This is a genomic window from Micromonospora sp. WMMD558 (assembly GCF_049315255.1).
In the GTDB taxonomy this organism is placed as follows: Bacteria; Actinomycetota; Actinomycetes; order Mycobacteriales; family Micromonosporaceae; genus Micromonospora.
In genome coordinates, this window is the sequence record NZ_CP186061.1 from 3,114,497 (window position 1) to 3,135,350 (window position 20,854).

The 20,854-nt window shown below is 73.4% G+C and carries 21 protein-coding genes and 1 pseudogene; 12 read left to right on the top strand and 10 right to left on the bottom strand.

Annotated elements, in window-relative coordinates; genetic code table 11:
• Positions 1-79 precede the first annotated feature (79 nt).
• A pseudogene (locus ACN26Y_RS15210) lies at positions 80-408 on the bottom strand (hypothetical protein).
• Positions 409-989: 581 nt separating this feature from the next.
• On the opposite strand from ACN26Y_RS15210, the gene ACN26Y_RS15215 reads away from it, so the two are divergent.
• Both ACN26Y_RS15215 and ACN26Y_RS15220 read left to right on the top strand, forming a co-directional pair.
• Positions 990-1,262 carry a hypothetical protein gene (locus tag ACN26Y_RS15215; RefSeq protein WP_155330894.1) on the top strand — a complete coding sequence of 91 codons (273 nt, stop codon included), beginning with the start codon at positions 990-992 and terminating at the stop codon, positions 1,260-1,262.
• A gap of 306 nt (positions 1,263-1,568) precedes the next feature.
• Positions 1,569-1,976 carry a DUF805 domain-containing protein gene (locus tag ACN26Y_RS15220; protein WP_155330895.1) on the top strand — a complete coding sequence of 136 codons (408 nt, stop codon included), beginning with the start codon at positions 1,569-1,571 and terminating at the stop codon, positions 1,974-1,976.
• A 162-nt stretch (positions 1,977-2,138) separates the two neighbouring features.
• On the opposite strand, the gene ACN26Y_RS15225 is transcribed toward ACN26Y_RS15220, so the two are convergent.
• The 6 genes from ACN26Y_RS15225 to ACN26Y_RS15250 all read right to left on the bottom strand — a co-directional run bounded on the left by ACN26Y_RS15225 (position 2,139) and on the right by ACN26Y_RS15250 (position 5,774).
• Complete coding sequence (locus ACN26Y_RS15225) at positions 2,139-2,588, bottom strand: MerR family transcriptional regulator (RefSeq protein ID WP_155330896.1); 450 nt, start codon at positions 2,586-2,588, stop codon at positions 2,139-2,141.
• Positions 2,585-2,941, bottom strand: a complete 357-nt coding sequence (locus ACN26Y_RS15230) for a hypothetical protein (RefSeq protein ID WP_155330897.1) — start codon at positions 2,939-2,941, stop codon at positions 2,585-2,587. The genes ACN26Y_RS15225 and ACN26Y_RS15230 overlap by 4 nt, the downstream gene beginning before the upstream one ends.
• Positions 2,942-3,046: 105 nt before the next feature.
• The gene (locus ACN26Y_RS15235; RefSeq protein ID WP_422734866.1) at positions 3,047-3,454 is read right to left on the bottom strand and encodes an arsenate reductase ArsC; all 408 of its coding nucleotides are present in this window, start codon (positions 3,452-3,454) and stop codon (positions 3,047-3,049) included.
• Between the two features lie 178 nt (positions 3,455-3,632).
• Entirely contained in the window at positions 3,633-4,376 is a 744-nt protein-coding gene (locus ACN26Y_RS15240) for an aquaporin (RefSeq protein WP_155330899.1), read from the bottom strand.
• A 55-nt stretch (positions 4,377-4,431) separates the two neighbouring features.
• Positions 4,432-5,091 (bottom strand): arsenate reductase ArsC, encoded by a 660-nt coding sequence (locus tag ACN26Y_RS15245; protein ID WP_155330900.1) that lies wholly within the window; start codon positions 5,089-5,091, stop codon positions 4,432-4,434.
• Entirely contained in the window at positions 5,088-5,774 is a 687-nt protein-coding gene (locus ACN26Y_RS15250) for a helix-turn-helix domain-containing protein (RefSeq protein ID WP_155330901.1), read from the bottom strand. The genes ACN26Y_RS15245 and ACN26Y_RS15250 overlap by 4 nt, the downstream gene beginning before the upstream one ends.
• Before the next feature lie 142 nt (positions 5,775-5,916).
• On the opposite strand from ACN26Y_RS15250, the gene ACN26Y_RS15255 reads away from it, so the two are divergent.
• From ACN26Y_RS15255 to ACN26Y_RS15275, 5 genes are all read left to right on the top strand, one after another.
• Complete coding sequence (locus ACN26Y_RS15255; protein ID WP_155330902.1) at positions 5,917-6,414, top strand: DinB family protein; 498 nt, start codon at positions 5,917-5,919, stop codon at positions 6,412-6,414.
• Between the two features lie 129 nt (positions 6,415-6,543).
• Positions 6,544-7,197, top strand: coding sequence for an alpha/beta hydrolase fold domain-containing protein (locus tag ACN26Y_RS15260; protein WP_422734867.1), 654 nt, complete (start codon positions 6,544-6,546; stop codon positions 7,195-7,197).
• Between the two features lie 73 nt (positions 7,198-7,270).
• Positions 7,271-7,405, top strand: a complete 135-nt coding sequence (locus tag ACN26Y_RS15265; protein ID WP_255456183.1) for a hypothetical protein — start codon at positions 7,271-7,273, stop codon at positions 7,403-7,405.
• Between the two features lie 22 nt (positions 7,406-7,427).
• On the top strand, positions 7,428-8,225 hold the full coding sequence (locus ACN26Y_RS15270) for an alpha/beta fold hydrolase (protein ID WP_155330904.1): 798 nt from the start codon (positions 7,428-7,430) through the stop codon (positions 8,223-8,225).
• A 266-nt stretch (positions 8,226-8,491) separates the two neighbouring features.
• Complete coding sequence (locus tag ACN26Y_RS15275) at positions 8,492-9,640, top strand: polysaccharide pyruvyl transferase family protein (RefSeq protein ID WP_155330905.1); 1,149 nt, start codon at positions 8,492-8,494, stop codon at positions 9,638-9,640.
• A gap of 56 nt (positions 9,641-9,696) precedes the next feature.
• Here the strand turns inward: ACN26Y_RS15275 and ACN26Y_RS15280 are convergent, their stop codons facing one another.
• The gene (locus ACN26Y_RS15280; protein ID WP_155330906.1) at positions 9,697-9,903 is read right to left on the bottom strand and encodes a hypothetical protein; all 207 of its coding nucleotides are present in this window, start codon (positions 9,901-9,903) and stop codon (positions 9,697-9,699) included.
• A 53-nt stretch (positions 9,904-9,956) separates the two neighbouring features.
• The gene (locus ACN26Y_RS15285) at positions 9,957-10,832 is read right to left on the bottom strand and encodes a carbohydrate kinase family protein (protein WP_155330907.1); all 876 of its coding nucleotides are present in this window, start codon (positions 10,830-10,832) and stop codon (positions 9,957-9,959) included.
• 63 nt (positions 10,833-10,895) lie between these two features.
• Here ACN26Y_RS15285 and ACN26Y_RS15290 point away from each other — a divergent pair, with 63 nt between their 5' ends.
• Together ACN26Y_RS15290 and ACN26Y_RS15295 are read left to right on the top strand one after the other, a co-directional pair.
• The gene (locus ACN26Y_RS15290) at positions 10,896-14,297 is read left to right on the top strand and encodes an SNF2-related protein (RefSeq protein WP_422734868.1); all 3,402 of its coding nucleotides are present in this window, start codon (positions 10,896-10,898) and stop codon (positions 14,295-14,297) included.
• A complete protein-coding gene (locus ACN26Y_RS15295) occupies positions 14,294-15,217 on the top strand; it encodes an SWIM zinc finger family protein (RefSeq protein ID WP_422734869.1) in 924 nt (307 codons plus the stop codon). Before ACN26Y_RS15290 ends, ACN26Y_RS15295 begins: the two co-directional genes overlap by 4 nt.
• A gap of 33 nt (positions 15,218-15,250) precedes the next feature.
• Here the strand turns inward: ACN26Y_RS15295 and ACN26Y_RS15300 are convergent, their stop codons facing one another.
• A complete protein-coding gene (locus tag ACN26Y_RS15300; protein WP_155330910.1) occupies positions 15,251-15,508 on the bottom strand; it encodes a DUF3040 domain-containing protein in 258 nt (85 codons plus the stop codon).
• 518 nt (positions 15,509-16,026) lie between these two features.
• Here ACN26Y_RS15300 and ACN26Y_RS15305 point away from each other — a divergent pair.
• The 3 genes from ACN26Y_RS15305 to ACN26Y_RS15315 are packed head-to-tail and all read left to right on the top strand — an operon-like array spanning position 16,027 to position 20,851.
• Positions 16,027-18,045, top strand: coding sequence for a DUF1800 domain-containing protein (locus tag ACN26Y_RS15305; protein ID WP_155330911.1), 2,019 nt, complete (start codon positions 16,027-16,029; stop codon positions 18,043-18,045).
• An 8-nt stretch (positions 18,046-18,053) separates the two neighbouring features.
• Positions 18,054-19,433: a DUF1501 domain-containing protein gene (locus ACN26Y_RS15310; RefSeq protein WP_155330912.1), complete on the top strand. Its 1,380-nt coding sequence runs from the start codon at positions 18,054-18,056 to the stop codon at positions 19,431-19,433.
• Entirely contained in the window at positions 19,430-20,851 is a 1,422-nt protein-coding gene (locus tag ACN26Y_RS15315) for a ferredoxin reductase family protein (RefSeq protein WP_155330913.1), read from the top strand. The genes ACN26Y_RS15310 and ACN26Y_RS15315 overlap by 4 nt, the downstream gene beginning before the upstream one ends.
• Positions 20,852-20,854 lie beyond the last annotated feature (3 nt).

Genomic DNA, 20,854 nt, shown 5'->3' on the forward strand with positions numbered 1-20,854 from the left:
GCCAGCGCGCATACGACGACATCAGACGGCACCGGTTGAAGCGTGGTGGCAGCCGAGATCAACATTCACACCGAAGAGGTCACGTGATAAAGGTGCCGTCCGGGCTCATGATCTCGTCTCTCAGCAGCGGCACCAACGCCGACGAGCCGCCATCGTCCACGGTGACTGACATGCGGACCCGACCGTCGCCGTCGTCAATGGCGTAGCTGACCACGGCGTACCGCTTGCCGTCCTCACCCACGACCAGGCGCACATCCTTGTCGTCGAGCATTGCGCGCCACTCGTCATAGCCGTTGCGTCGCCATTCCGCCAGGCGTGCCTCGGCGAGCTGCGCTGCGGTCTCGTTGTTCAGCCCCACGCGCTCACTCTCCCACCCGGGCTGGCTGTCGACAGCAACGGTGACAGCAACGAGCCGCGATACGGACAGCCGCCGGCCGCCGTGCGCGGACGGTCGTCCGAGGTCGCGGACGCGGATGGACCCCGCCGGACGAAGCGCCTAGAACTTACAAGCGAGGGGTCGCAGGTTCGAAACCTGCCGCGCCCACCACACCTCACAGCATCAACGCCGACCACAGGATCCGAGCGTCGGCCGATGACAGCAACGGGGTCGAGGTCCGACCAGCGCAGCCCGAGCCGGCAGCCGGCCGGGCCGCGCGGCCAACAGGCCGCGCGGTGTAGGGGAGCGCGTCGGCCGCGTCGGCGAGCCGGCAGTCGCGGGGTTGAGGTCACTGCGCCCTACAGCGGAGGTGCTCCGGCTCCCGGACGGCCGACGATCGTCGGCAGCCGCCGGGTCCGTGGATGAGTGCACCGGGCCAGCCCGCCCACCGTCGACCCGGGCAAGCCGAGCAAACCACCGCCCGACCCGGCAGCCTCCGAACCTGCGTCAAGGGCTCGGTACGGCGTTGATGGATGATGATGGTTGCTACGGATGCTCGCGGGCAGGGTGTATGGCACTTTCCACGACCGCATCGGACAGATAGGGGTCGGGAGTGCCGATCGACTTGGACGAGGTGCGGGTGTGGCGACTGGGTGTCGCGTTGAGGATCTTTGCCGGCCTGCTGCTCGGCGTCATGGCCGTAGGGGTGGTGGCCTTCTTCGCCCATCAAGCTCTTGCGACCGACGGCGACTTGCGCGTTGCGCTCGCCCTCGCGGTGCCTTACGGCTTGCTGGGATTCTTGATGTGGCGCGGGACATTCCATCCTCGAATGTCCGCGGGTCCGAAAGGGATGATCCTGCGCAGCCAGTGGCGTACAGTCCGCTGAGCACCAACGGGATGTCGAAGCGAGTGGCTCACCGGATGATGCCACTGGTATCCAGGTTTGACGCTTGGCATGGCACTCGTCCCAGGTCCGGCCGCTTGAAGACAACACCAGGTATCGCCCGGGTTCACGCGTCGATTCACCCGATCCGAGAGGATCTATGCCACTTCCGAGGGGCTCAGCGTCCAAGTTCCAGACCCCGACCGTACAGGGGCAGCCGAACGGCCATTGACGGCCCGCCGGCCGTCTGTTTTGCTGCGTCGCAGTTGACCTTGCAGGTCTCAATCTCTCACTGCGCTGGAGAAATGTATGTCCCCCATTGATGCCATCAAATCGGTCCTCTCCCAGTACGCCGGTTTCCGCGGTCGAGCCCGCCGGTCCGAGTACTGGTGGTTCTTCCTCTTCACCCTGATCGTCGGCATCGTCGCCGGAATTCTGGATGGCGCGCTGGGAACCAACATCGGATCGGGCGCGAGCGCTACCGGCGTCATCGGGCTCATTGTCGGCCTGGCCCTGCTGCTGCCGGGCCTGGCCGTTGCCGTGCGGCGACTGCACGACACCGACCGCTCGGGCTGGTGGCTGTTGATCGGACTCGTGCCTCTCGTGGGCGGCATCGTCCTGCTCGTCTTCTTCGTGATGGACGGAACTCGGGGAAGTAACCGGTACGGTGCCGACCCGAAGGACGCTCCGCAGGCCGCTTCCCCCAGCATGGCCTGACAGGGCCCATCGAGTGGCTGCTTGCTGGAGCTGAGCCAGCCCAAGAGATCCATGCCGGCGGTTGACAGCGCGCGACGGTCGCCGCCGGCACCACTCATCGGTTGTCGGCCAGCGCGAGAAGCGATCCTGCCGTATGCGTCGTAGCGGTCCGACCGTAGTCGGTCAGCGGGTGTCCGCACGATCGGTCCTCTCGACCAGTTCAGCGAAGGGCAGGGGACAGCAGGGGCTGCCGGCGCAGGCGACCAGGTCGTCACAACCGGCGGAGATGGCGGCGCGCAGGGTGTCACGGATGACGGTGAGGTCGGCGAGCTTCTGCTCCACCTCGATGAGCTTCTCCCTGGCACGTGCCGGTAGGCCGCTGTCCGGTCGGCCGCCGTGCTGGTGCCGGCCGGCGTCGAGCAGGTCGGCAACCTCGTTGAGGGTGAAGCCGAGACGTTGCGCGGTCTTGATGACCCGCAGCAGGGTGACCGACTCGGCCGGATAGAGCCGGTGCCCACCCGGCGACCGCTGCGGTGCGGCGAGCAGGCCGCGACGCTCGTAGTAGCGCAGCGTCTGCTGGTTGACCCCGGCCGCGTCGGCCAGTTGGCCGCTGCGCAGTCCCGACCCGGTCATCCCCGATCCCGGACGGACACCGCCCGCTCGGCGAGGGCATCGAGCACGTCGACGTGTGCCGCCGGCACCCGGACGTCCAATGCCAGCGCGTCCGGGCCGGACCGGGAGAGGTCGAAAGCAAAGAACGAGCAGCAGGACGCCTCCCGGGCCGTCAGATCCCGTGCCGTCTCCTCGACCTGCGCCGCGCCGTCGAGCCGCAACCGCAGATGCTGAGCCGACGGCCGGTCGACGCCCCGCACGGCGGCGGCGAAGAACTGATCGAACTCGGCGAGCCGCAGCGGCCGCTCAACCGTCGGCAGCGTGCAGGCGTCCGGTACCCAGGCGTCGTCCGTCGTGATGTGGTGGTCACTCATACCTCCGACGGTAAGCCTGTACCTGGGTACCGGATGCAAGCCCGAGGTGTACCTTCTCCGCCACCCGGTGGAGCGCCGGCGGGCGGGCAGCGGTGACGGGGTGTCTCAGGCGGCGGGCCGCAGCTCGGCGAGGAGTTTCTCCACCCTGGTACGGATCTCGTCGCGGATGGGCCGGACGGCCTCGACGCCCTTGCCGGCGGGGTCTTCGAGCTTCCAGTCCTCGTAACGCTTGCCGGGGAAGACGGGGCAGGCGTCGCCGCAGCCCATGGTGACGATGACGTCCGACGACTCCGCCGTCTCGTACTCGAGAAGCTTGGGGGTCTGGTCGGTGATGTCGATGCCGACCTCGTGCATGGCCTCGACGGCGGCGGGGTTGATCTGGTCGGCGGGGGCGGAGCCGGCGGAGCGGACCTCGACGGTGTCGCCGGCGAGGTGGCGCAGCCAGCCGGCGGCCATCTGGGAGCGTCCGGCGTTGTGGACGCAGACGAACAGGACGCTGGGCTTGTCGCTCATCAGGAGCCTTTCTGGCAGTACGGGTCACCGGGCCGGTTGACCGGCTCATCGTGGGGATCCAGGGACCGGCGGTGGGGGTCGCCGTTGCGGTCGAGCAGTCGGTGGCGACCGGAACCGTAGGGCCTGTTCACCAGGCCGGTCCAAGGGGACGCTGCACGGCCGCGTACGCGTCCGGCCGTCACCGGCGGTGGCCCACGGCGGCGTCCTCGTCGATGGGGACGACCACCTGGTCTGCGGCGCGGCCGGCGTCGGGGTAGAGCACGGCCAGCAGCCCGACGCCGACGGCCAGGCCGACGACCTGCGCGAGAACGAAGCCGGGCACCGAGGCCGGGGCGATGCCCGCGAAGGTGTCGGTGAACGCGCGGCCGATCGTGACCGCCGGATTGGCGAACGAGGTCGACGAGGTGAACCAGTAGGCCGCGCCGATGTAGGCGCCGACGGCGGCGGGGGCGACCGGGGCGCGGCCGGAGCGGGCGAGAGCGAAGACGAGCAGGATCAGGCCGGTGGTGGCGACGACCTCACCCAGCCAGAGGTGCCCGGCGGAGCGGTCCTTGCTCGACCAGGCCACGGCGGACAGGTCGAACATCAGGTTCGCCAGCACCGACCCGGCGATCGCGCCGGTGATCTGGGCAACCACGTAGCCGGCGAGGTCCTGGCCAGTCAGCCCGGTGCCGGCGCGGCGGCCGAGGAACCAGTCCGCGGCCGACACGACCGGATTGAAGTGCGCCCCGGAAACAGGGCCGAAGACAAGGATCAACGCCGCCAACGCGAAGGCGGTGGCGATCGAGTTCTCCAGCAGTTGGAGGCCGACGTCGCCGGGAGAGAGGGTGGCGGCCATGATGCCGGAGCCGACCACGGCGGTGACCAGCAGCGCGGTGCCGGTGAACTCGGCCAGCAGGCGCCGCCGGAGTGCGATGGTCATCGGTCTGTTCTCTCCCATGGTTGAACGCCCCGGGCCGGGTGCCGGTCGGGGGGGGTTATCGGATGGTGGGGACGTGCAGTTCGTCGAGCAGGCGACGAACCCGGCGTTCGATCTCGTCGCGGATCGGCCGCACGTCGGCGAGGTCGAGGCCGGCCGGGTCGTCGGCATCCCAGTTCTCGTAGCGGGTGCCGGGGAAGACGGGGCAGGCGTCGCCGCAGCCCATGGTCACGACCACGTCGGCGGCGCGGACCACCTCGTCGGTCCACGGCTTGGGGAACTCCTCGGCGATGTCGATGCCGCGTTCGGCCATCGCGGCGACGGCGGAGGGGTTGATCTCGATGCCGGGTTCGCTGCCGCCGGACCAGGCGATCGCGTGGTCGCCGGCGAGGTGGGTGAAGAAGCCCAGCGCCATCTGGGAGCGGCCGGCGTTGTGCGTGCACAGGAACAGCACGACCGGCCGGCCGTCGCGGTGGTGTCCCTCGACCCGGGCCAGGGCCCGCAGACGCTGCCGGGCGAAGCGCTCGGCGAGCAGCGGAAGGTAGTTCGGGATGCTGGCGGCGGTGGCGAACTGGTCGTAGCTGCTGTGCAGGAACCGCTCGATGGTCTCGGTGCCGTAGATGCCGGTGAACTCCTCGGCGAGTCGGCTCGCTGCGGTGTGCAGGGCAAGTTGCTGGTCGAGGGTGATCTCCTGGTAGCGGGCGCTGGTGTCAGTCATCGGGTGCCTCTCAGGGTGGCGGTGGGTGCGAGGCGGTCGACGCGGTCGGCGAGGTCGGCGTAGGCCGTCTCGAACGCTTCGTCGGTGTCGACGCGGACCGGGTCCGGAACGGACCAGTGCAGGCGGGGGCGGACCGGTCCGGTGAGTTCTTCGTGGGCGTTGTCGCAGACGGCGATGACCAGGTCGTCGTCGCGGACGACGTCGTCGACGTGGGCGGTGCCGGTCGGGTCGAGATCGAGGGAGTGGCGGTGGGCCACCGCGATCGCGCGAGGGTGGACCCGTGGTGCCGGCTTGGTGCCGGCCGAGGCGGCGTCGCCGCTGGTGCGGCGCTTCCACAGCGCCGCGGCCAGCTGCGAGCGGGCGGAGTTGTGGGTGCACACGAAGACCACCCGACCGACACCCGCCAGCGGCGGCGGGGTGAGGGCGGCCAGGGCGGCCGGCTGGAGGCGCAGGTAGGTGCGCCGCCGGTCGCCCTCCGACCGGGCCCGCACGACGAGACCGGCCTCCGTGAGCACCTTCACGTGATGCGCAACGAGGTTGGTCGGCATGTCCAGGTCGTGGGCGATCTCCCCGGGGGAGGCGTCGCCCAGGGTGAGCGCGTCCACGATCGCCAGGCGCGCCGGATCGCCCAGGGCGGCGTGGACCCGGGCCCGGCCATGCAGGGAAGCAAGCTCAGCCTTCATTGAGTCAACTATCGCTGAGTGATGTGCCGATCGTCAAGCGGCGGCGTCACGGCCCGCACGGGCAGCGCCGAACCTGTGCACCGTGCTCGCTCGCCCGGACCCGTGTGCTCCGGCCTGGCCCGCTGTTTGGAATGCTTGGCACATGCCCGCACTTCCGGTGACGTTCAGCGAAGACGCCATCAACAGCTCGGTCAAGGTCCAGTTCGAAGCCTTCATCGACGAGCATCGCGACGCCCTCAACCGCTGCCTGGACGGGCTGACCGAGGAGGAGGCACGCCGGTCGCTGGTGCCCTCCAGGACGACGCTGCTGGGTCTGGTGAAGCACGCGACCGTCGTCGAGAAGGTCTGGTTCGACGAGGCCATCACCTGCCGGTCGCGCGCCGAGATCGGCATCCCCGCGACGCCCGACGAGTCGTTCATCCTCGATGACGACGACACCATCGCCAGCATCCGGCAGGCACATCGTGAGGCCTGCGAGGCGTCCCGCCGGGCGACGTCGACCCTCGGGCTGGACGACGTGCTCCAGGGCAACCGCCGCGGCCCGCTCCCGCTGCGCTGGGTGTACCTCCACGTGCTCCGCGAACTCGCCCAGCACTGCGGGCACGCGGACATCCTCCGCGAGCAACTCCGAGCCGGCTAGCCAACCTCCGCCGGGCACCCGCCCCATCGGCTGGTCGGGGAGCCCGGCTCCGGACCGCCGACGCGGGGGGCGCCGGAGCCGGCCGCCCGGGGGCGGCGGAGCGTCGGTCGCCCGCCGTACGATCGCGGCATGGTGGACGGTGCGGTGCTGCTGTGGGTGCACGGCGGCGGGTGGCATTCGCGGGACACGACCGACGTGTCGCTCTTCGAGGAGCTGGGGATGCGGGTGGTGCAGGCCCGCTACCGGTTGAGCGGCGAGGCCACCTGGCCAGCGCAGCTCGACGACGTCCGTGCCGAGGCGCGCGCCGCGCTGCTGCCGGGCCGGCCGCTCGTCGTCGCCGGGGATTCCGCCGGCGCCCACCTGGCTCTGCAGGTCGGTCTGCGGGGCGTGGACGTTCCCGGCGACGTGGACGCCGTCCTGGCCCTGGAGCCACCGGTCGACCCGCTCGCGCCGGACTGGCCCCGCGGCCGGGCCGAGGGGAACCCGTGGCACCAGCTCCTCGGGCACCTGCCCGCGCCGGGCGACGCGGCCACCGTGGACTGCACGGTCACCACCCATGTGGGTGCGGGCACGCCGGTGCTGCTCGCCCACGGTCTCGACGACGCATCGGTCCCGGTGACGCAGACGCTGAACCTCGCCGCCGCGCTCGTCGCCGCCGGTCACCGCGTGCACGTGACGGTCGCCGACGGGGAGCACGGCCAGCTGGACCTGCGCCGGCCCGACCTGGCGGCCGCCGTACGCCGGTTCCTGGCTGAGGTCACCGCTGCCGTGCCGGTCCGGTGAGCCCTCCGATGCCATCGCCGGCGCGCATACTCGGCGCATGGTGGTGCGTGGGTCCGGAAGACCGACTCCCCGGTTGACGACGGAGGTCGAGGCGGTGCGCCGGGGCCGCGCCGAGCTGGCCGCCGGGTGCCGCCGGCCCGCCGAGGGGCAGGTCGTCGACGAGACTCCGGCCCGCGCGGTCGCCGCGTTGACGAGGGCGGCGGCGTGAGCGGGCACGTCGGGCGGGCCAGGTGAGCTACGCCGAGGTCGACGGCCTCCGGATCTGGTACGCCGAGCACGGTGCCGGCCGGCCGCTGGTGCTGCTGCACGGCGGCTTCGGCTCGACCGAGATGTTCGCCCCGCTGCTCCCGGCGCTGGCCGAGCGCCGCCGCGTGATCGCCGTGGACCTCCAGGGCCACGGCCGGACCGCGGACGTGGACCGCCCGCTGCGGTACGAGTCGATGGCCGACGACGTAGCCGCCCTGATCGTGCACCTCGGCCTGACCGGGGTGGACCTGCTCGGGTACTCGCTCGGCGGCGGCGTGGCCCTGCGGGCCGCGATCCAGCACCCCGGCCTGGTCGGCCGGCTCGTGCTGGTCTCCGCGCCCTGCCGGCGGCAGGGCTGGTACCCCGAGGTGCTGGCCGCCATGGCCCGGCACGACGAGACGACGGGCGAGCGGATGCGCGGCAGCCCGATGCACCAGCTCTACACGCGGGTGGCGCCCCGGCCGGCGGACTGGCCCCGGCTGTGGGCGAAGTCGGGTGAGCTGCTGCGCCGCGAGTACGACTGGTCGCCCGAGGTGGCCGCCCTCACCCTGCCCACCCTGCTCGTCTTCGCCGACGCCGACTCGGTCACCACGGCGCACATGGTGGAGTTCTTCGGGCTGCTCGGCGGCGGTCACCGGGACGCCGGCCGGGACGGCACCGACCGGCCGGCCGCGCGCCTGGCCGTGTTGCCCGGCCTCACCCACTACGACATCCTGGGGTCGCCCGCGCTGCCCGCCGCCGTCCTGCCGTTCCTCACGCACCCGGCCGTCGCGCCGGGGTGACGGTCAGCGGAGGCGAGCGGCCACCCAGGGCGGCAGGGCGTCGCCCGGGTGCGAGGACAACGGCGTCAGTGCTCCGCCCCCGGGCGCCGCCGGCGGACACCCGGGCGGTCCGCCTCCCGCTCCGATGGCAGAAGCGGTTCCGCGTCGGCTCGGACGCTCCCGCGTACCCCGGATGTGGTACCCGCCGGGCGTCGGGCGAACGGGGCAGGACTGTTCCGCGGCGTACCGGGAAAAACGCCCGGGACGCACCTGGGGAGGAGCGACGGATGACGCGTGGCGCCGGCTTGACCATCGGGGTGCTCGGCTCGTACGGCGGGCGGAACCTCGGCGACGAGGCCATCCTCACCGGCCTCCTGGCCGACCTGCGGGAGCAGGAGCCGAACGCCCGGATCATCGTCTTCTCACGGAACCCCGCCCACACCCGGGTGGCCCACCCGGACGTGGAGGCGGTCCCCTGGGAGGGCGTCAGCCGCAACGACTCGTCCGTCGTGCTCGCGCAGCTCGACCTGCTCATCCTGGGCGGCGGCGGCATCCTCTACGACCGCGAGGCGCGCCGCTACCTGCGCGTCGTCCGGGTGGCCCAGGAGCGGGGCCTGCCGCTGCTGACGTACGCGGTGGGGGTCGGCCCGCTCAGCGAGACCGTGGACACGGGGATGGTGCGCGAGACCCTGGCCGGTGCCACCCAGGTGACCGTGCGGGACCAGGAGTCCCGGATGGTGCTGGAGGAGGCCGGCCTGCTGAACCCGATCACGGTCACCGCCGACCCGGCTTTCCTGCTGGAACCCGAGGACTTCCCCGAGCAGTTGTTGCGTGAGGAGGGCGTGCCGGCCGGCACGCGGCTGGTGGGCATGAGCGTACGGGAGCCCGGCCGGGCCGCCGAACGGCTCGACATCGACGGTTACCACCGGCTGCTGGCGCAGATCGGCGACTTCCTCGTGCAGCGGATCGACGCGTACGTCCTGTTCGTCCCCATGGAGCGGGACGACATCCGGCACTCGCACGGGGTGCTGTCGCACATGATCGCCGCCGAGCGGGGGCGGATCCTGCACGGCACGTACTCACCTCAACAGGTGCTCGGCCTGATGCGCCACTTCGACCTGGCGGTCGGCATGCGGCTGCACTTCCTGATCTTCGCCGCGATGGTCGGCACCCCGTTCCTGCCGCTGCCGTACGCCGGCAAGGTCTTCGACCTGGCCCAGCGGCTCGGCGTGCCGGCGCTGCGGGGCGTGGAACGGGAGGTGGAAGGCCCGCTGCTGGCGGAGGTCGACCGGCTGTGGGACGAGCGGGAGCAGCGCGCCGACGCCACCGCCCGGCGGGTCGCCGACGTGTGCGAGGAGGCCCGCGGCACCTCGCAGGTCACCCGGGCCGTGCTGGAGAGCCTCCGGGCCCAGTCCATGATCCGCGTCGGCGCCTGAACGTGCCGTGCCGGCTGACCGGACCGCCGATCAGCCGCCGCGGGTCCACCGCCGGCTCAGACCGCCGGGCCGCGCCAGCAGTAGCGCCACCGGTCGCCCGCGCCCTCCACCGTCTCCAGCTCGTAGATCTCCGCCTCCGCGAGCCCGCCGTCGCCCAGATGGTGGTGGGTGAGTGGCGGCCGGCCGTTCGGGTCCAGCTCGACGGTGACGCTCTGCCCGTCGGCCGCGCCACCGACCAGGGGGATCTCCGCGGTTGATGCCATGCGCCCATCCTGCCCCGAGCCGCGTACCCGCGCAGCGGAAGCGCCCGCCGCGCTCAGGCGGGACGGGGGAGCAGGGCGGGCGGGTACTCCATGCCGTCGTGGGTGCAGGCGGCGGCCGCGACGCGGGCCGCGTACGCCGCCGCGTCGGCCAGCGCCGCGCCGCGCAGGCGGGCGGCGATCAGGCCCGCCGCGAAGGCGTCACCGGCGCCGTTCGTGTCGACGACCGGCGCGGGCGGCGCCGCGGCGGGTACCCGGGTCGGCGCCCCGCCGGCCGGGTGCACGTCGGCGCCGTCGCCGCCACGGGTGACCACGACCGTCCGAGGTGCCAGGCCCGCCGCCACCGTACCGGCGCGGTCGTCCAGCCGGACCGCGCTGACGAAGACCAGGTCGGCGGCCTCCGCGAACGGTAGGTGGTACGGGTTCGCGCCGTCCCAGTCGTGCAGGTCGGTGGAGAGCGCGGCCCCCTCGGCGAGCGCGGCCCGCACCTCGGGCAGCAGGTCCCGCGCCCAGTCCATGATCGAGACGTGGACGTGCGCCGCGCCCCGGATCAGCGCCGCCAGCTCCGCCGGCGGGAACGGCGCCGGCCCGGACCACGGCCGGGGGTCGTAGAGCGAGCTGCGCCGCCCGGCCGCGTCGACCAGGTTCACCGACCGTCGCGTACCGGCCGGGGCGTCGGCCAGCACGGCCCGTACGCCGGTGCGCCCCAACGCCGCCCGTACCACGTCGCCGGTCGGGTCGGCGCCGAGCACGTCCACCACCGTCACGCGCAGACCGAGCGCGTGCGCGGCGAGGGCGACACCCGCCCCGGTGTTGCCGATCCGCAGGTCGATCGGATCGACGGTGAAGGAGTCGGCGGCGGGCAGCGGAAGCGCCGGGACCCGGACCCGCACGTCCACCCCGAGGCCCCCGATCACGAGCAGGTCGTCCACGGCGGCGACGATAGCCGGTCGGGGCCGCCTATCCTGGGCCCGGGCGTCGACGAGGGGGAGCGCGTGCTGGTCATCCACGGGTCGTGGCGGCCCGGCACCGGGCTCGCCGTCTGGGCGGAGGACAGCACGCTCCCGCCCCATCCCCCGCGCCGTCCCGGCCGGGCACCCCGGGAACGTCCGCATCCGTTCGCCGCCGACCACGCCGCGCTCGCCGCCGCCCTGGCCGAGGTGGCCGAGCCGACCGCGCTCGGTACGGCCCTGCTCACCCTGCCCACCCGCTCCGGCTCGCCGCTCGACTCGCCGGAACTGGTCCGCACCGGGCCCGTCGAGCCGGTCCGCGGGCCGGTCACCCTCGCCGGGTGGCGGGTCCCCGTCCTGGCGTACGCCCCGGATACCGCCCTGGCCCTGCTGCGCCGGGTCGGCGACGTGGCGGTGGCCGGGGCGACCCTGCGCCACCTCGCCGAGCTGGCGGACTTCGCCGCCGACCTGGCGGCCCGGGGCCGCGTCCTGCCCGGTGTCCTGCCGCTGGCGGGGGCCGGGGTTGCCGAGCCCGGCCGGCCGGGCGGGGAACCGGCCCGGCCGCGCGGGGCGCGATCGCGCCGGCCGGCCGGGCCGGAGCCGGCGCAGTCGGCCGAGTTGGCGGCGGTCGACCCGACGGGCCCGGACGTGACCGCGGGGCGGTCGACCGGGCCGGGCGGGCCGGCCGCCAACGCGCGGGCGGTGTGGCGGCCCCTGCTCACCGGTACGGACGCCGCCTGGGCCCGCTCGCTCGCGCTGGCCCTGCCGCCGGCCGCCCGGGCCACCGTGGAGGTCCTGCTCGATCCACTCGACGCCGCCGGCATCGTGGGGTCCGGCGGGGCGGGATCAGCCGACGCCGCCGGCATCGCGGCGGTGGGCGGTCCGGACCCGACGCGGGACGACGGTGGGTCCGCGAGCGGGACCGCCGTCGCGCGGGCGGGCGGGTGGCCCGCCGGCCGGGACGGTGACGGGTGGACCCCGGGGGAGTTGGTCGCCGACGCGCTCGACGCGCTCACCGACGCCGCCGTGCGGGCCGCGCTCGCCGACGCCGTGCTCGCCAAGGGCGTACGCCGGCTCGGTGCGGTGCCGGCGTGGCTCGCCGCGCTCAGCGGCCCGCACCGCGACTTCGCCGCCGACCCGGCGGCCCTGGCGACGCTCCGCGACGAGCTGGACGCCTGGCAGCGCGACGCCGCGGGCGGCGCGGTCCGGGCCAGTTTCCGCCTGGTCGAGCCGTCCCTCGACGAGGTCACCGAGCCGGTCACCGTGGTGCCGGCGGACGCCTCGGTCCAGGCTCGAACCGGCGGGCTCTGGCGGGTCGAGTTCGGCCTCCAGGCCGCCGACGAGCCGAGCCTGCACGTCGACGCTGGGCGGATCTGGCACGAGCCGGAGACCGTCACCGGGTTGGTCAGCCCCGAGGAGACGCTGCTGGCGGAGCTGGGCCGGGCCAGCCGGCTCTGGCCGGAGCTGGATGCGGCGCTGCGGACCGCCACGCCGGAGGCACTGGTCCTGGACGTGGAGGGCGCGCACCGGTTCCTCCGGGAGGGTGCCCCGGTGCTGCACGCGGCCGGGTTCGCCGTGCTGCTGCCGTCGTGGTGGCAACGCCCGTCGTCCCGGCTCGGCGCCCGCCTCCAGGCGCGCAGCCGGACCGCTCCGGGCACCGTCGCCGGGGCCGGCGGCGGTGTCGGGCTGGACGCGCTGGTGGACTACCGGTGGGAGGTGTCGCTCGGCGACCACCCGCTGACCGCCGACGAACTGGCGTCCCTCGCGGCTCTGAAGACACCGCTGGTACGCCTGCGCGGCCGCTGGGTCGAGCTGGACCCGAAGCGTCTCGCCGCCGGCCTGCGGCTGCTCCGCTCGGCCGGCGAGCTGACCGTCGGTGACCTGCTGCGCCTCGGCCTGTCCGACGCCGAGACGGACGCGCTGCCCGTGCTGGATGTCAGCGCCGACGGCGCGCTGGGCGACCTGCTGGCCGGCACGGTGGAGCGGCGGCTCACCCCGCTGGACGCGCCGCCGTCGTTCCGCGGCACGCTGCGCCCGTACCAGCGGCGGGGACTGGCCTGGCTGTCCTTCCTCCAGTCACTCGGCCTGGGTGGGGTGCTCGCCGACGACATGGGTCTCGGCAAGACGGTCCAACTGCTCGCCCTGCTCGCGGGCGACCCGCCGGACGCCGGCCCGACCCTGCTGGTCTGTCCGATGTCGCTGGTCGGCAACTGGCAGCGGGAGGCGGCGACGTTCGCGCCCGACCTGCGCGTCCACGTCCACCACGGCGCCGAGCGTGCCCGGGGGGACGCGTTCGCCGACGCCGTGCACGCGGCGGACGTGGTCCTCACCACCTACACCGTGGCCGCCCGCGACGCCGTCGACCTGGCCGGCATCGATTGGCACCGGGTGGTGGTGGACGAGGCGCAGGCCATCAAGAACGCCTCCACCCGGCAGGCCGAGGCGGTCCGCGCGCTGCCCGCCCGGCACCGGATCGCCGTCACCGGCACCCCGGTGGAGAACCGGCTCGCCGACCTCTGGTCGATCATGCAGTTCGCCAACCCGGGCCTGCTCGGCCCGGCGGCGACGTTCAAGAAGCGGTACGCCGAGCCGATCGAGCGGCACGGCGACACCGACGCCGCCGAGCGGCTGCGCCGGATCACCGGCCCCTTCGTCCTGCGCCGCCTCAAGACCGACTCCTCGATCATCTCCGACCTGCCGGAAAAGCTGGAGATGGAGGTCGTCTGCAACCTGACCGCCGAGCAGGCCGCCCTCTACCGGGCGGTGGTCGACGACATGATGGCGCGGATCGAGTCCAGCGACGGCATCGAACGCCGGGGGCTCGTGCTGGCCGCCATGACCCGGCTCAAGCAGGTCTGCAATCACCCGGCTCACCTGCTGCGCGACGGCTCCGCCCTGGACGGTCGCTCCGGCAAGCTGGCCCGGCTGGAGGAGATCCTCGACGAGGTCCTCGCCGCGGGGGAGAAGGCCCTCCTCTTCACCCAGTACGCGGAGTTCGGCGGCATGCTGCGCGCCCACCTGTCGGCCCGCTTCGGCCGGGAGACGCTGTTCCTGCACGGGGGCGTCGGCAAGGCCGACCGGGACGCGATGGTGACCCGGTTCCAGTCCCCGGACGGTCCGGCGCTGTTCGTCCTGTCGCTCAAGGCCGGCGGCACCGGGCTCACCCTCACCGCCGCCAACCACGTCGTGCACGTCGACCGCTGGTGGAACCCGGCGGTGGAGGACCAGGCCACCGACCGGGCGTTCCGCATCGGCCAGCGCCGGCGCGTCCAGGTCCGCAAGTTCGTCTGCGCCGGCACGGTGGAGGAGAAGGTCGCGGCGCTGATCGCCGACAAGCGCCGCCTCGCCTCGACGGTCGTCGGCAGCGGCGAGCAGTGGGTCACCGAGCTGTCCACCGCCCAACTGCGCGACCTGTTCCGTCTGGAGGCCGGGGCGGTGGTCGAGTGAGCCCGCGAGCCGGTGGCGGCACGACCGATCGCGGTGGCGACGGCGTCCCCGGGCGGTTCGCCGACTACGGGCCGCCCCGCAAGGTCGAGGGTGGACTCCGGGCGCGCAGCACCCGCGGCGCGATCGGCCGGTCCTGGTGGTCGCGGCGCTTCCTGGAGGTGCTGGAGTCGTTCGCCCTCGGTACCCGCCTCACCCGGGGCCGGTCGTACGCGCGCGCCGGCCAGGTGGTCCGCCTCGACGTGGCGCCCGGCGAGGTGACGGCCGTCGTGCAGGGCTCCCGCGCCCGCCCGTACGACGTGCGCATCGCGCTGCCGGCCTTCCCGCCCGAGCTCTGGGCGCGGCTGGAGGCGGACCTCGCGGCGCAGGCGTTCTTCAGTGCCCGCCTGCTCGCCGGGGATCTTCCGGCCGAGCTGGAGGAGTTGTTCGCCGCGGCCGGCGCGCCGCTGTTCCCGGCCGGCGTCGCCGAGCTGAACCAGCGGTGCAGCTGCCCCGACGCCGCCGTCCCCTGCAAGCACCTCGCGGCGACCTTCTACCTGCTCGCCGAGGCGTTCGACGCCGACCCGTTCCAGTTGCTGCACTGGCGGGGCCGGCACCGGGACGAGCTGCTCGACCGGCTGCGGGTCCTGCGCGGTGGCGTGGCCGGTCCCCCGGCCGTCCGGTCCGCCCCGGACGGTCCGCGTACCACTGTGGAGGTTCCGCCGGTCGGTACCGCGCGGGCGGTCACCGGGCTGCCGCCGGCGCCGCTGGCCGAGGCGGTGGACCGGTTCTGGTCCCCGCCGGTGCCGCTGCCCGACCGGCCACCCACCCTGATGACCGGGCCGGACCTGGTGCTCCGTCAGCTCGGCGCGCCCGCTCCCGCCATCGGCGGACCGGGGCTGGTGGAACGGCTGCGCCGGGCGTACCGGCGGCTGGCTGACTGACCGGCGGAAGGACCGGCGTCGCCCGTCGTGGCGTCACAGCCAGCGCTGTCGGAAACGCCACATGACCGCGGCGTTGGCCACCAGGACCACCGCGCAGATCGCGCCGGCCAGCCGTCCGGCCAGTACGGTCGTCGCCGGCAGTGCCGCCCAGAGAACGATGGTCAACAGCATCAGCCACCGGCCGCGACGTCCCCGTGCGCGGTTGTCCAGTCGGGCGAAGAACGCCGGGTCGCTCTCCCGGAGGTGGCGGGTGATCTGCTCGAACCTGCGCTGATCCTCTTTGCTGAGCATGTGCCTTCCCCTCACGCGTTCAGCAGCGGTTCGGCGGCATACCCGCTGCGGCGGCGGCTCACGCTCCCCTGTTACCGCCTCTTTGCGGTCGCGGGCCTCGCCGCGCGGAAACCGCCCGGGCCGCGCTCGGGATCGCGCGCACCGCCGGCGTGGGAACGGCGACGCACGGTGCGCGGGGTGGCCGTTCCGGGGCTCTTGAGGACCGGGTTATCCGAACCTTAAGTTTGCCTGTGCCGTTGAACGGTGCTATCAGCGCCGCGTGCGCCGGAAACGTTACGCGCGTGCCCGGCCCGCCCGCGTCGGCCCTGCTCGGGACCGTCTGTCCGGTGCCGGTCGGCCGCCGGGGCGGCTCCGGGGCGCTGAGGGCCGTCTTAAGTGCCGGTTGGGGGCCGTCCGACGCTGCTTGAAGGCCTCTCACCCCTTGGCTACCTTGCCGTAGCAACCCCCCAGGCATCAGCCGTCGCACCCGTATCCTGCCCGGTCACGGTCGTTGCGGCGCAGCAGAAACGGATTGGTACATGGCCGACCAGAATGTGCCACCACCACACCGATCGTGGGACGACCGCGGGTGGGACGGGCGACCGCACCCCGAGGCGTACCGCGACGAGTACGCGTCCACCCCGTACGCCTACGACGCGCCCCAGTCGCCGGCCCCGCAGGGCCCCCAGTGGGTCGGCCCGAACGGCTTCGGGCCATCTGTCACGCCGGCCCGCACCCCCGGCGCCGGACTGCCTACCCTGGACGACGGCGGTGAACCCGGCCGCCCGGTGGGCCGCCGCAAGGCGCTCGCCGCACTCGGCGGCACCGCCGCGGTGGTCGCCGGTGGCGCCGCGCTGGCGATGACACCGCAGGTGCGGGGACTCTTCGGTGACGACGTGGTGGCCGGCGACGCCACCGGCACCCAGGTGACCGACGGCACCGCCGCCCGCCCCAGTGGGCAGCAGCCGAGCACGGTGCGCACCTACACCGAGCAGAACGAGAGCTACATGGGCTCGCGGGCCGGTGCGGCGCTGAAGAAGAACAACCCGGCCGGCGGCCGGACGTTCTCCGGGCCGGCGGCCGCCGCCGCGGAGACCCCGGTGACCGTCAAGACGGTCCTCGCCAAGGACCCGATCCTGCACCTGGCCCGGCGGGCCACCTTCGGCGTGACCCCGAAGGTCCTCGCCGACATCAAGGACCGGGGCATCGACGGCTGGCTGCGCTGGCAGCTCGACCCCGACAAGGTCGCCCCGACGAAGGCCGAGCTGAAGCTCGCCGAGCTGCCCACCCTCAAGCTCAGCACCGACCAGCTGCGCGCGCAGCGCGACCAGCTCAACGAGCGGGGCGCCCAGCCGGAGCGGGAGATGGTCGACGCCACCATCGCCCGGCAGATCTGGTCGGACCGCCAGCTGTACGAGGTCATGGTCGACTTCTGGAACGACTTCCTGCACGTCGCGGCCGACTTCGACGGCGGCGAGGTGTACCGGAACTCCTTCGACCGGGACGTGGTGCGGCCGCACGCCCTGGGCAGCTACCCGGACATGCTGCTCGCCGCGAACCGGCACCCCGCGCTGCTGCTCTACCTCAACCAGAACGACTCCCGCGCCGACGCGGTCAACGAGAACCTCGCCCGGGAGAACCTGGAGCTGTACTCGGTGGGCGTCGACGGCGGCTACACCGAGAAGGACGTCCGGCAGGCGGCCCTGCTCCAGACGGGACGCGGCGTCGCCGACGGCAAGTACGTCTTCCGCCCGGAGCGGCACTACGTCGGCAAGGTGAAGATCCTCGGCTTCACCCACGCCAACAACTCGAAGGACCCGAAGAAGGCCGAGGCGGCGATCGACGCGTACCTGACGTACATCGCCCTGCACCCCTCGACGGCGAAGTACGTCGCCCAGAGCCTGGCCACCCGGTTCGTCTCGGACACCCCGCCGAAGTCCCTCGTGGACCGGCTGGCGAAGACGTACCTGACCAACAAGGGCATGGTCAAGCCGCTGCTGATGACCCTCTTCAGCTCCTCGGAGTTCTGGGCCGCGGTGGGGCAGAAGGTCCGCCGGCCGATGGAGTACCTCGTCGCCACGTACCGGGCGCTCGGCGTCTCGCCGGAGGCGTCGCCGGGCCACGACAACCGCGACAACCGGCGCACCCCGTTCGGCCGGGGCCTGCGGCAGATCCAGGACAAGATGCGCGAGCTGGGCCAGTACCCGATGGGCCAGCCCACCCCGGACGGCTACCCGGACGTCTACGTCGCCTGGACGTCGGCCGGGACGATGGTCAACGGCTGGAACGAGGCCGGCGAACTCGTCGCGGCCCGCCGTACCGTCTTCACGTACACGAAGCCGGAGAAGCTGGTGGCCCGACCGCCGGCGACCGCCGGGGCGTACGTGGACGCGCTCGCCCAGCGGCTGGTCGGCCAGAAGCTGAGCGCCAAGGAGAAGTCGCTGATCCTCGGCATCGCCGGCCTGTCGGCCGGCGCCCGGGTGGACGCGACGTTCAACGGGGCCGTCACCGCCGTCGCGCGGGCGATCCTCGCTTCCCCCCAGCACCACCTCCGGTGAGGCCTCCGATGGAGAAGACCGTGTACTCGTACCCCCTGCACCCCGACTGCCCCGACGTGCGGCGGCTGGCCGACAACCCGGCCGAGGCGCTGCTGCGGGCGGAGGCCGACATCGTCGCCGCCGAGAACGCCGCCGAGCGGGACCGTTACCGTCGCCTGGAGGAACTGGAGGAGGCGCAGCAGGACGGCCGCGGCGTCACCCGCCGGACCTTCGTGGCCGGTGCCGCCGCCACCGCCACCGCCCTGGCCACCGCACAGTTCGTCACCACGTCGGCGTCGTTCGCGGCGACGAAGACCGGCACCCTGATCCACGTCTTCCTCTACGGCGGGCTGGACGGTCTGAGCCTGGTCGCACCGGCCGACGACCCGGTGCTCGCCCGGGCCCGCCCGGACCTGCTGCTCGCCGACGACTCCCTGGCCGTCGGCCGCGGTTTCAAGCTGACCAGCGCGTTCAAGCCGCTCGAACCGTGGCTGCGCGCGGGCAACCTCGGCTTCGTGCCCGGCGTCTCCGACGAGCGCCTGTCCCGCAGCCACTTCCAGGCCGCGGATGCCTGCAACCTCGGCGGCCTGCCCGGTGAGACCGGTGGCCGGGGCTGGCTGGACAGCCTGGTCGACGCGCTCGGCAAGGGCACCGCGTTCCGCAGCGTCGGCATCGGCAGCACCCTGCCCCGCTCGCTGGTCGGCACGAACGGCGCGCTGTCGTTGAACAGCGTCGGCTCGTTGCGGCTCAACGGCGAGGAGAAGTACCGCGCGGCGACCGAGAAGGCGATCCGTGGCCTGTTCACCGGGATCAACCACCCGGTCGAGGAGGCGGTCCAGGACGGCCTCGGCGCGCTGGCCACCGCGCAGCGGCTCGCCGCGAAGCCGTACCAGCCGGCGGAGGGCGTCGAGTACCGGGGCGTCGGCCGTGCCTTCCAGCAGCTCGCCCAGCTCATCAAGGGCGGCGCCAACGTCCGCGTCGCCACCGTCGGCATGGGTGGCTACGACACCCACGAGAACCAGGGCACCCGCGACGGCGGCCAGCTGCACCGGCGGCTGGGCGAGCTCGCCTCGGCGATGGCCGCCTTCTTCACCGACCTCGGCGACCTGGCCGCCGACGTGACGATCATGGTGTCCAGCGAGTTCGGCCGGCGCGTCGCCTCCAACGGCGGCGGCACCGACCACGGGCACGGCGGCGTCATCACCGTCCTGTCCGGCCGCAAGCTCGCCGGCTCCCTGCTCGGCACCTGGAACGGGTTGAACCAGCTCGACTCCGGCGACGTACCCGAGTACAACAACATGTTCAACGTCTACGGGTCCGTGGCGCAGGGCCGGTTCGGGCTCACCAACGCGGAGGTGGCGAAGATCTTCCCGCGGATGAAGTACGCCCCGATGAAGCTGTACGCGTGACGTACCCCCGTACCCACGCCACCGGCCGCCGGGCCGGGACGACACCGTCCCGGGCCGGCGGCCGGCCGGCTGCCGACGTACGCCCCCAGGTGCCGCCGCGGCGCGGACCCGGCGGCCGGCGGGTGCTGGCCGCGCTGCTCGTGCTCGGCCTGCTCGCCAGCGTGCTGCCCTGGTGGCTGGACACCCCCGCCGGCTCCCTGAAGACCACCGCCGCGACCCTCACCGCCGCCGGGCGGATCACCGGCCTCGTCGCCGGCTACCTGCTGCTCGTGCAGGTGCTGATGATGAGCCGGCTGCCGGTGCTGGAGCGCCGGATGGGCGGCGAGCAGATCGCCCGCTGGCACCGCGACCTCGGCGCCACCCTGCTGGTCGCGGTGCTCGCGCACGCGGCGCTGATCCTGGTCGGGTACGCCGACCTGGAGGACAACCCGGTCCTCACCGAGGCGGGCGTGCTGCTGCGCGACTACGAGGACATGGTCTCCGCGTTCGCCGCCGCCGGCGTGCTGGTGCTGATCGGCTTCACCAGCGTCCGGGCGATCCGCCGGGTGCTGCCGTACGAGCTGTGGCACGCGCTGCACCTGTCCAGCTACCTCGCGCTGCTGCTCGGCTTCGGCCACCAGTTCAGCAACGGTGCCCAGCTCTTCCGGTCCGGCCCGGTCCGCACCCTGTGGATCGCCATGTACGTCGTGGTCGTCGCGGCCCTGGTCTGGGGCCGGGTGGTCGCGCCGCTGGCGTTCAACCTGCGGCACCGGCTGCGGGTGGCCGACGTGGTCGCGGAGAGCCCGGACACGATCTCGATCTACCTGACCGGGGAGCGGCTGGGCGAGCTGGACCTGCTCGGCGGCCAGTTCTTCCGCTGGCGGTTCCTCACCCGCGGCTGCTGGTGGCAGTCGCACCCGTTCTCCGTCTCGGCCGCCGCCAACGGCCGCTGGCTGCGGCTCACCGTCAAGGTGGTCGGCGCGTACACCCGGGACCTCCGCGACCTCGACCCGGGGACGCCCGTCTGGGCGGAGGGACCGTCCGGCACGTTCACCGCCGCTCACCGGACCGGCGACCGGGCGCTGCTGATCGCCGGCGGTAGCGGGATCACGCCGATCCGGGCGATGCTCGAGGAGCTGCCACCGGGCTCGGCGCTGATCTACCGGGCCCGCACACCGGCCGACGTGCTGCTGCACCGGGAACTGGACTGGCTCGCCCAGGCCCGGGACGTGCGGATCTGGTACGTCATCGGCTCCCGGAACGACCCCGGTCCCCGCCAGGTGCTCACCCCGGACGGGCTGCGCGGGCTGGTCCCCGACCTCGTCCGCCGGGACGTCTACCTGTGCGGGCCGCCCGGCCTGGTCGCGCAGTCCCTGGGGGTGCTGCGCCAGGCCGGCGTGCCGCGCCGGCAGGTCCACCTCGCCACCTTCGAGTTGTAGGAA

Bases quoted from the DNA above. Each gene is read 5' to 3' on its own strand.
- ACN26Y_RS15250 (WP_155330901.1), bottom strand. From the start codon at position 5,774: ATGAAGGCTGAGCTTGCTTCCCTGCATGGCCGGGCCCGGGTCCACGCC.
- ACN26Y_RS15280 (WP_155330906.1), bottom strand. From the start codon at position 9,903: ATGGCATCAACCGCGGAGATCCCCCTGGTCGGTGGCGCGGCCGACGGG.
- ACN26Y_RS15310 (WP_155330912.1), top strand. From the start codon at position 18,054: ATGGAGAAGACCGTGTACTCGTACCCCCTGCACCCCGACTGCCCCGAC.
- ACN26Y_RS15260 (WP_422734867.1), top strand. From the start codon at position 6,544: ATGGTGGACGGTGCGGTGCTGCTGTGGGTGCACGGCGGCGGGTGGCAT.
- ACN26Y_RS15300 (WP_155330910.1), bottom strand. From the start codon at position 15,508: ATGCTCAGCAAAGAGGATCAGCGCAGGTTCGAGCAGATCACCCGCCAC.
- ACN26Y_RS15305 (WP_155330911.1), top strand. From the start codon at position 16,027: ATGGCCGACCAGAATGTGCCACCACCACACCGATCGTGGGACGACCGC.
- ACN26Y_RS15225 (WP_155330896.1), bottom strand. From the start codon at position 2,588: ATGACCGGGTCGGGACTGCGCAGCGGCCAACTGGCCGACGCGGCCGGG.
- ACN26Y_RS15230 (WP_155330897.1), bottom strand. From the start codon at position 2,941: ATGAGTGACCACCACATCACGACGGACGACGCCTGGGTACCGGACGCC.
- ACN26Y_RS15255 (WP_155330902.1), top strand. From the start codon at position 5,917: ATGCCCGCACTTCCGGTGACGTTCAGCGAAGACGCCATCAACAGCTCG.
- ACN26Y_RS15235 (WP_422734866.1), bottom strand. From the start codon at position 3,454: ATGAGCGACAAGCCCAGCGTCCTGTTCGTCTGCGTCCACAACGCCGGA.
- ACN26Y_RS15245 (WP_155330900.1), bottom strand. From the start codon at position 5,091: ATGACTGACACCAGCGCCCGCTACCAGGAGATCACCCTCGACCAGCAA.
- ACN26Y_RS15220 (WP_155330895.1), top strand. From the start codon at position 1,569: ATGTCCCCCATTGATGCCATCAAATCGGTCCTCTCCCAGTACGCCGGT.
- ACN26Y_RS15240 (WP_155330899.1), bottom strand. From the start codon at position 4,376: ATGACCATCGCACTCCGGCGGCGCCTGCTGGCCGAGTTCACCGGCACC.
- ACN26Y_RS15275 (WP_155330905.1), top strand. From the start codon at position 8,492: ATGACGCGTGGCGCCGGCTTGACCATCGGGGTGCTCGGCTCGTACGGC.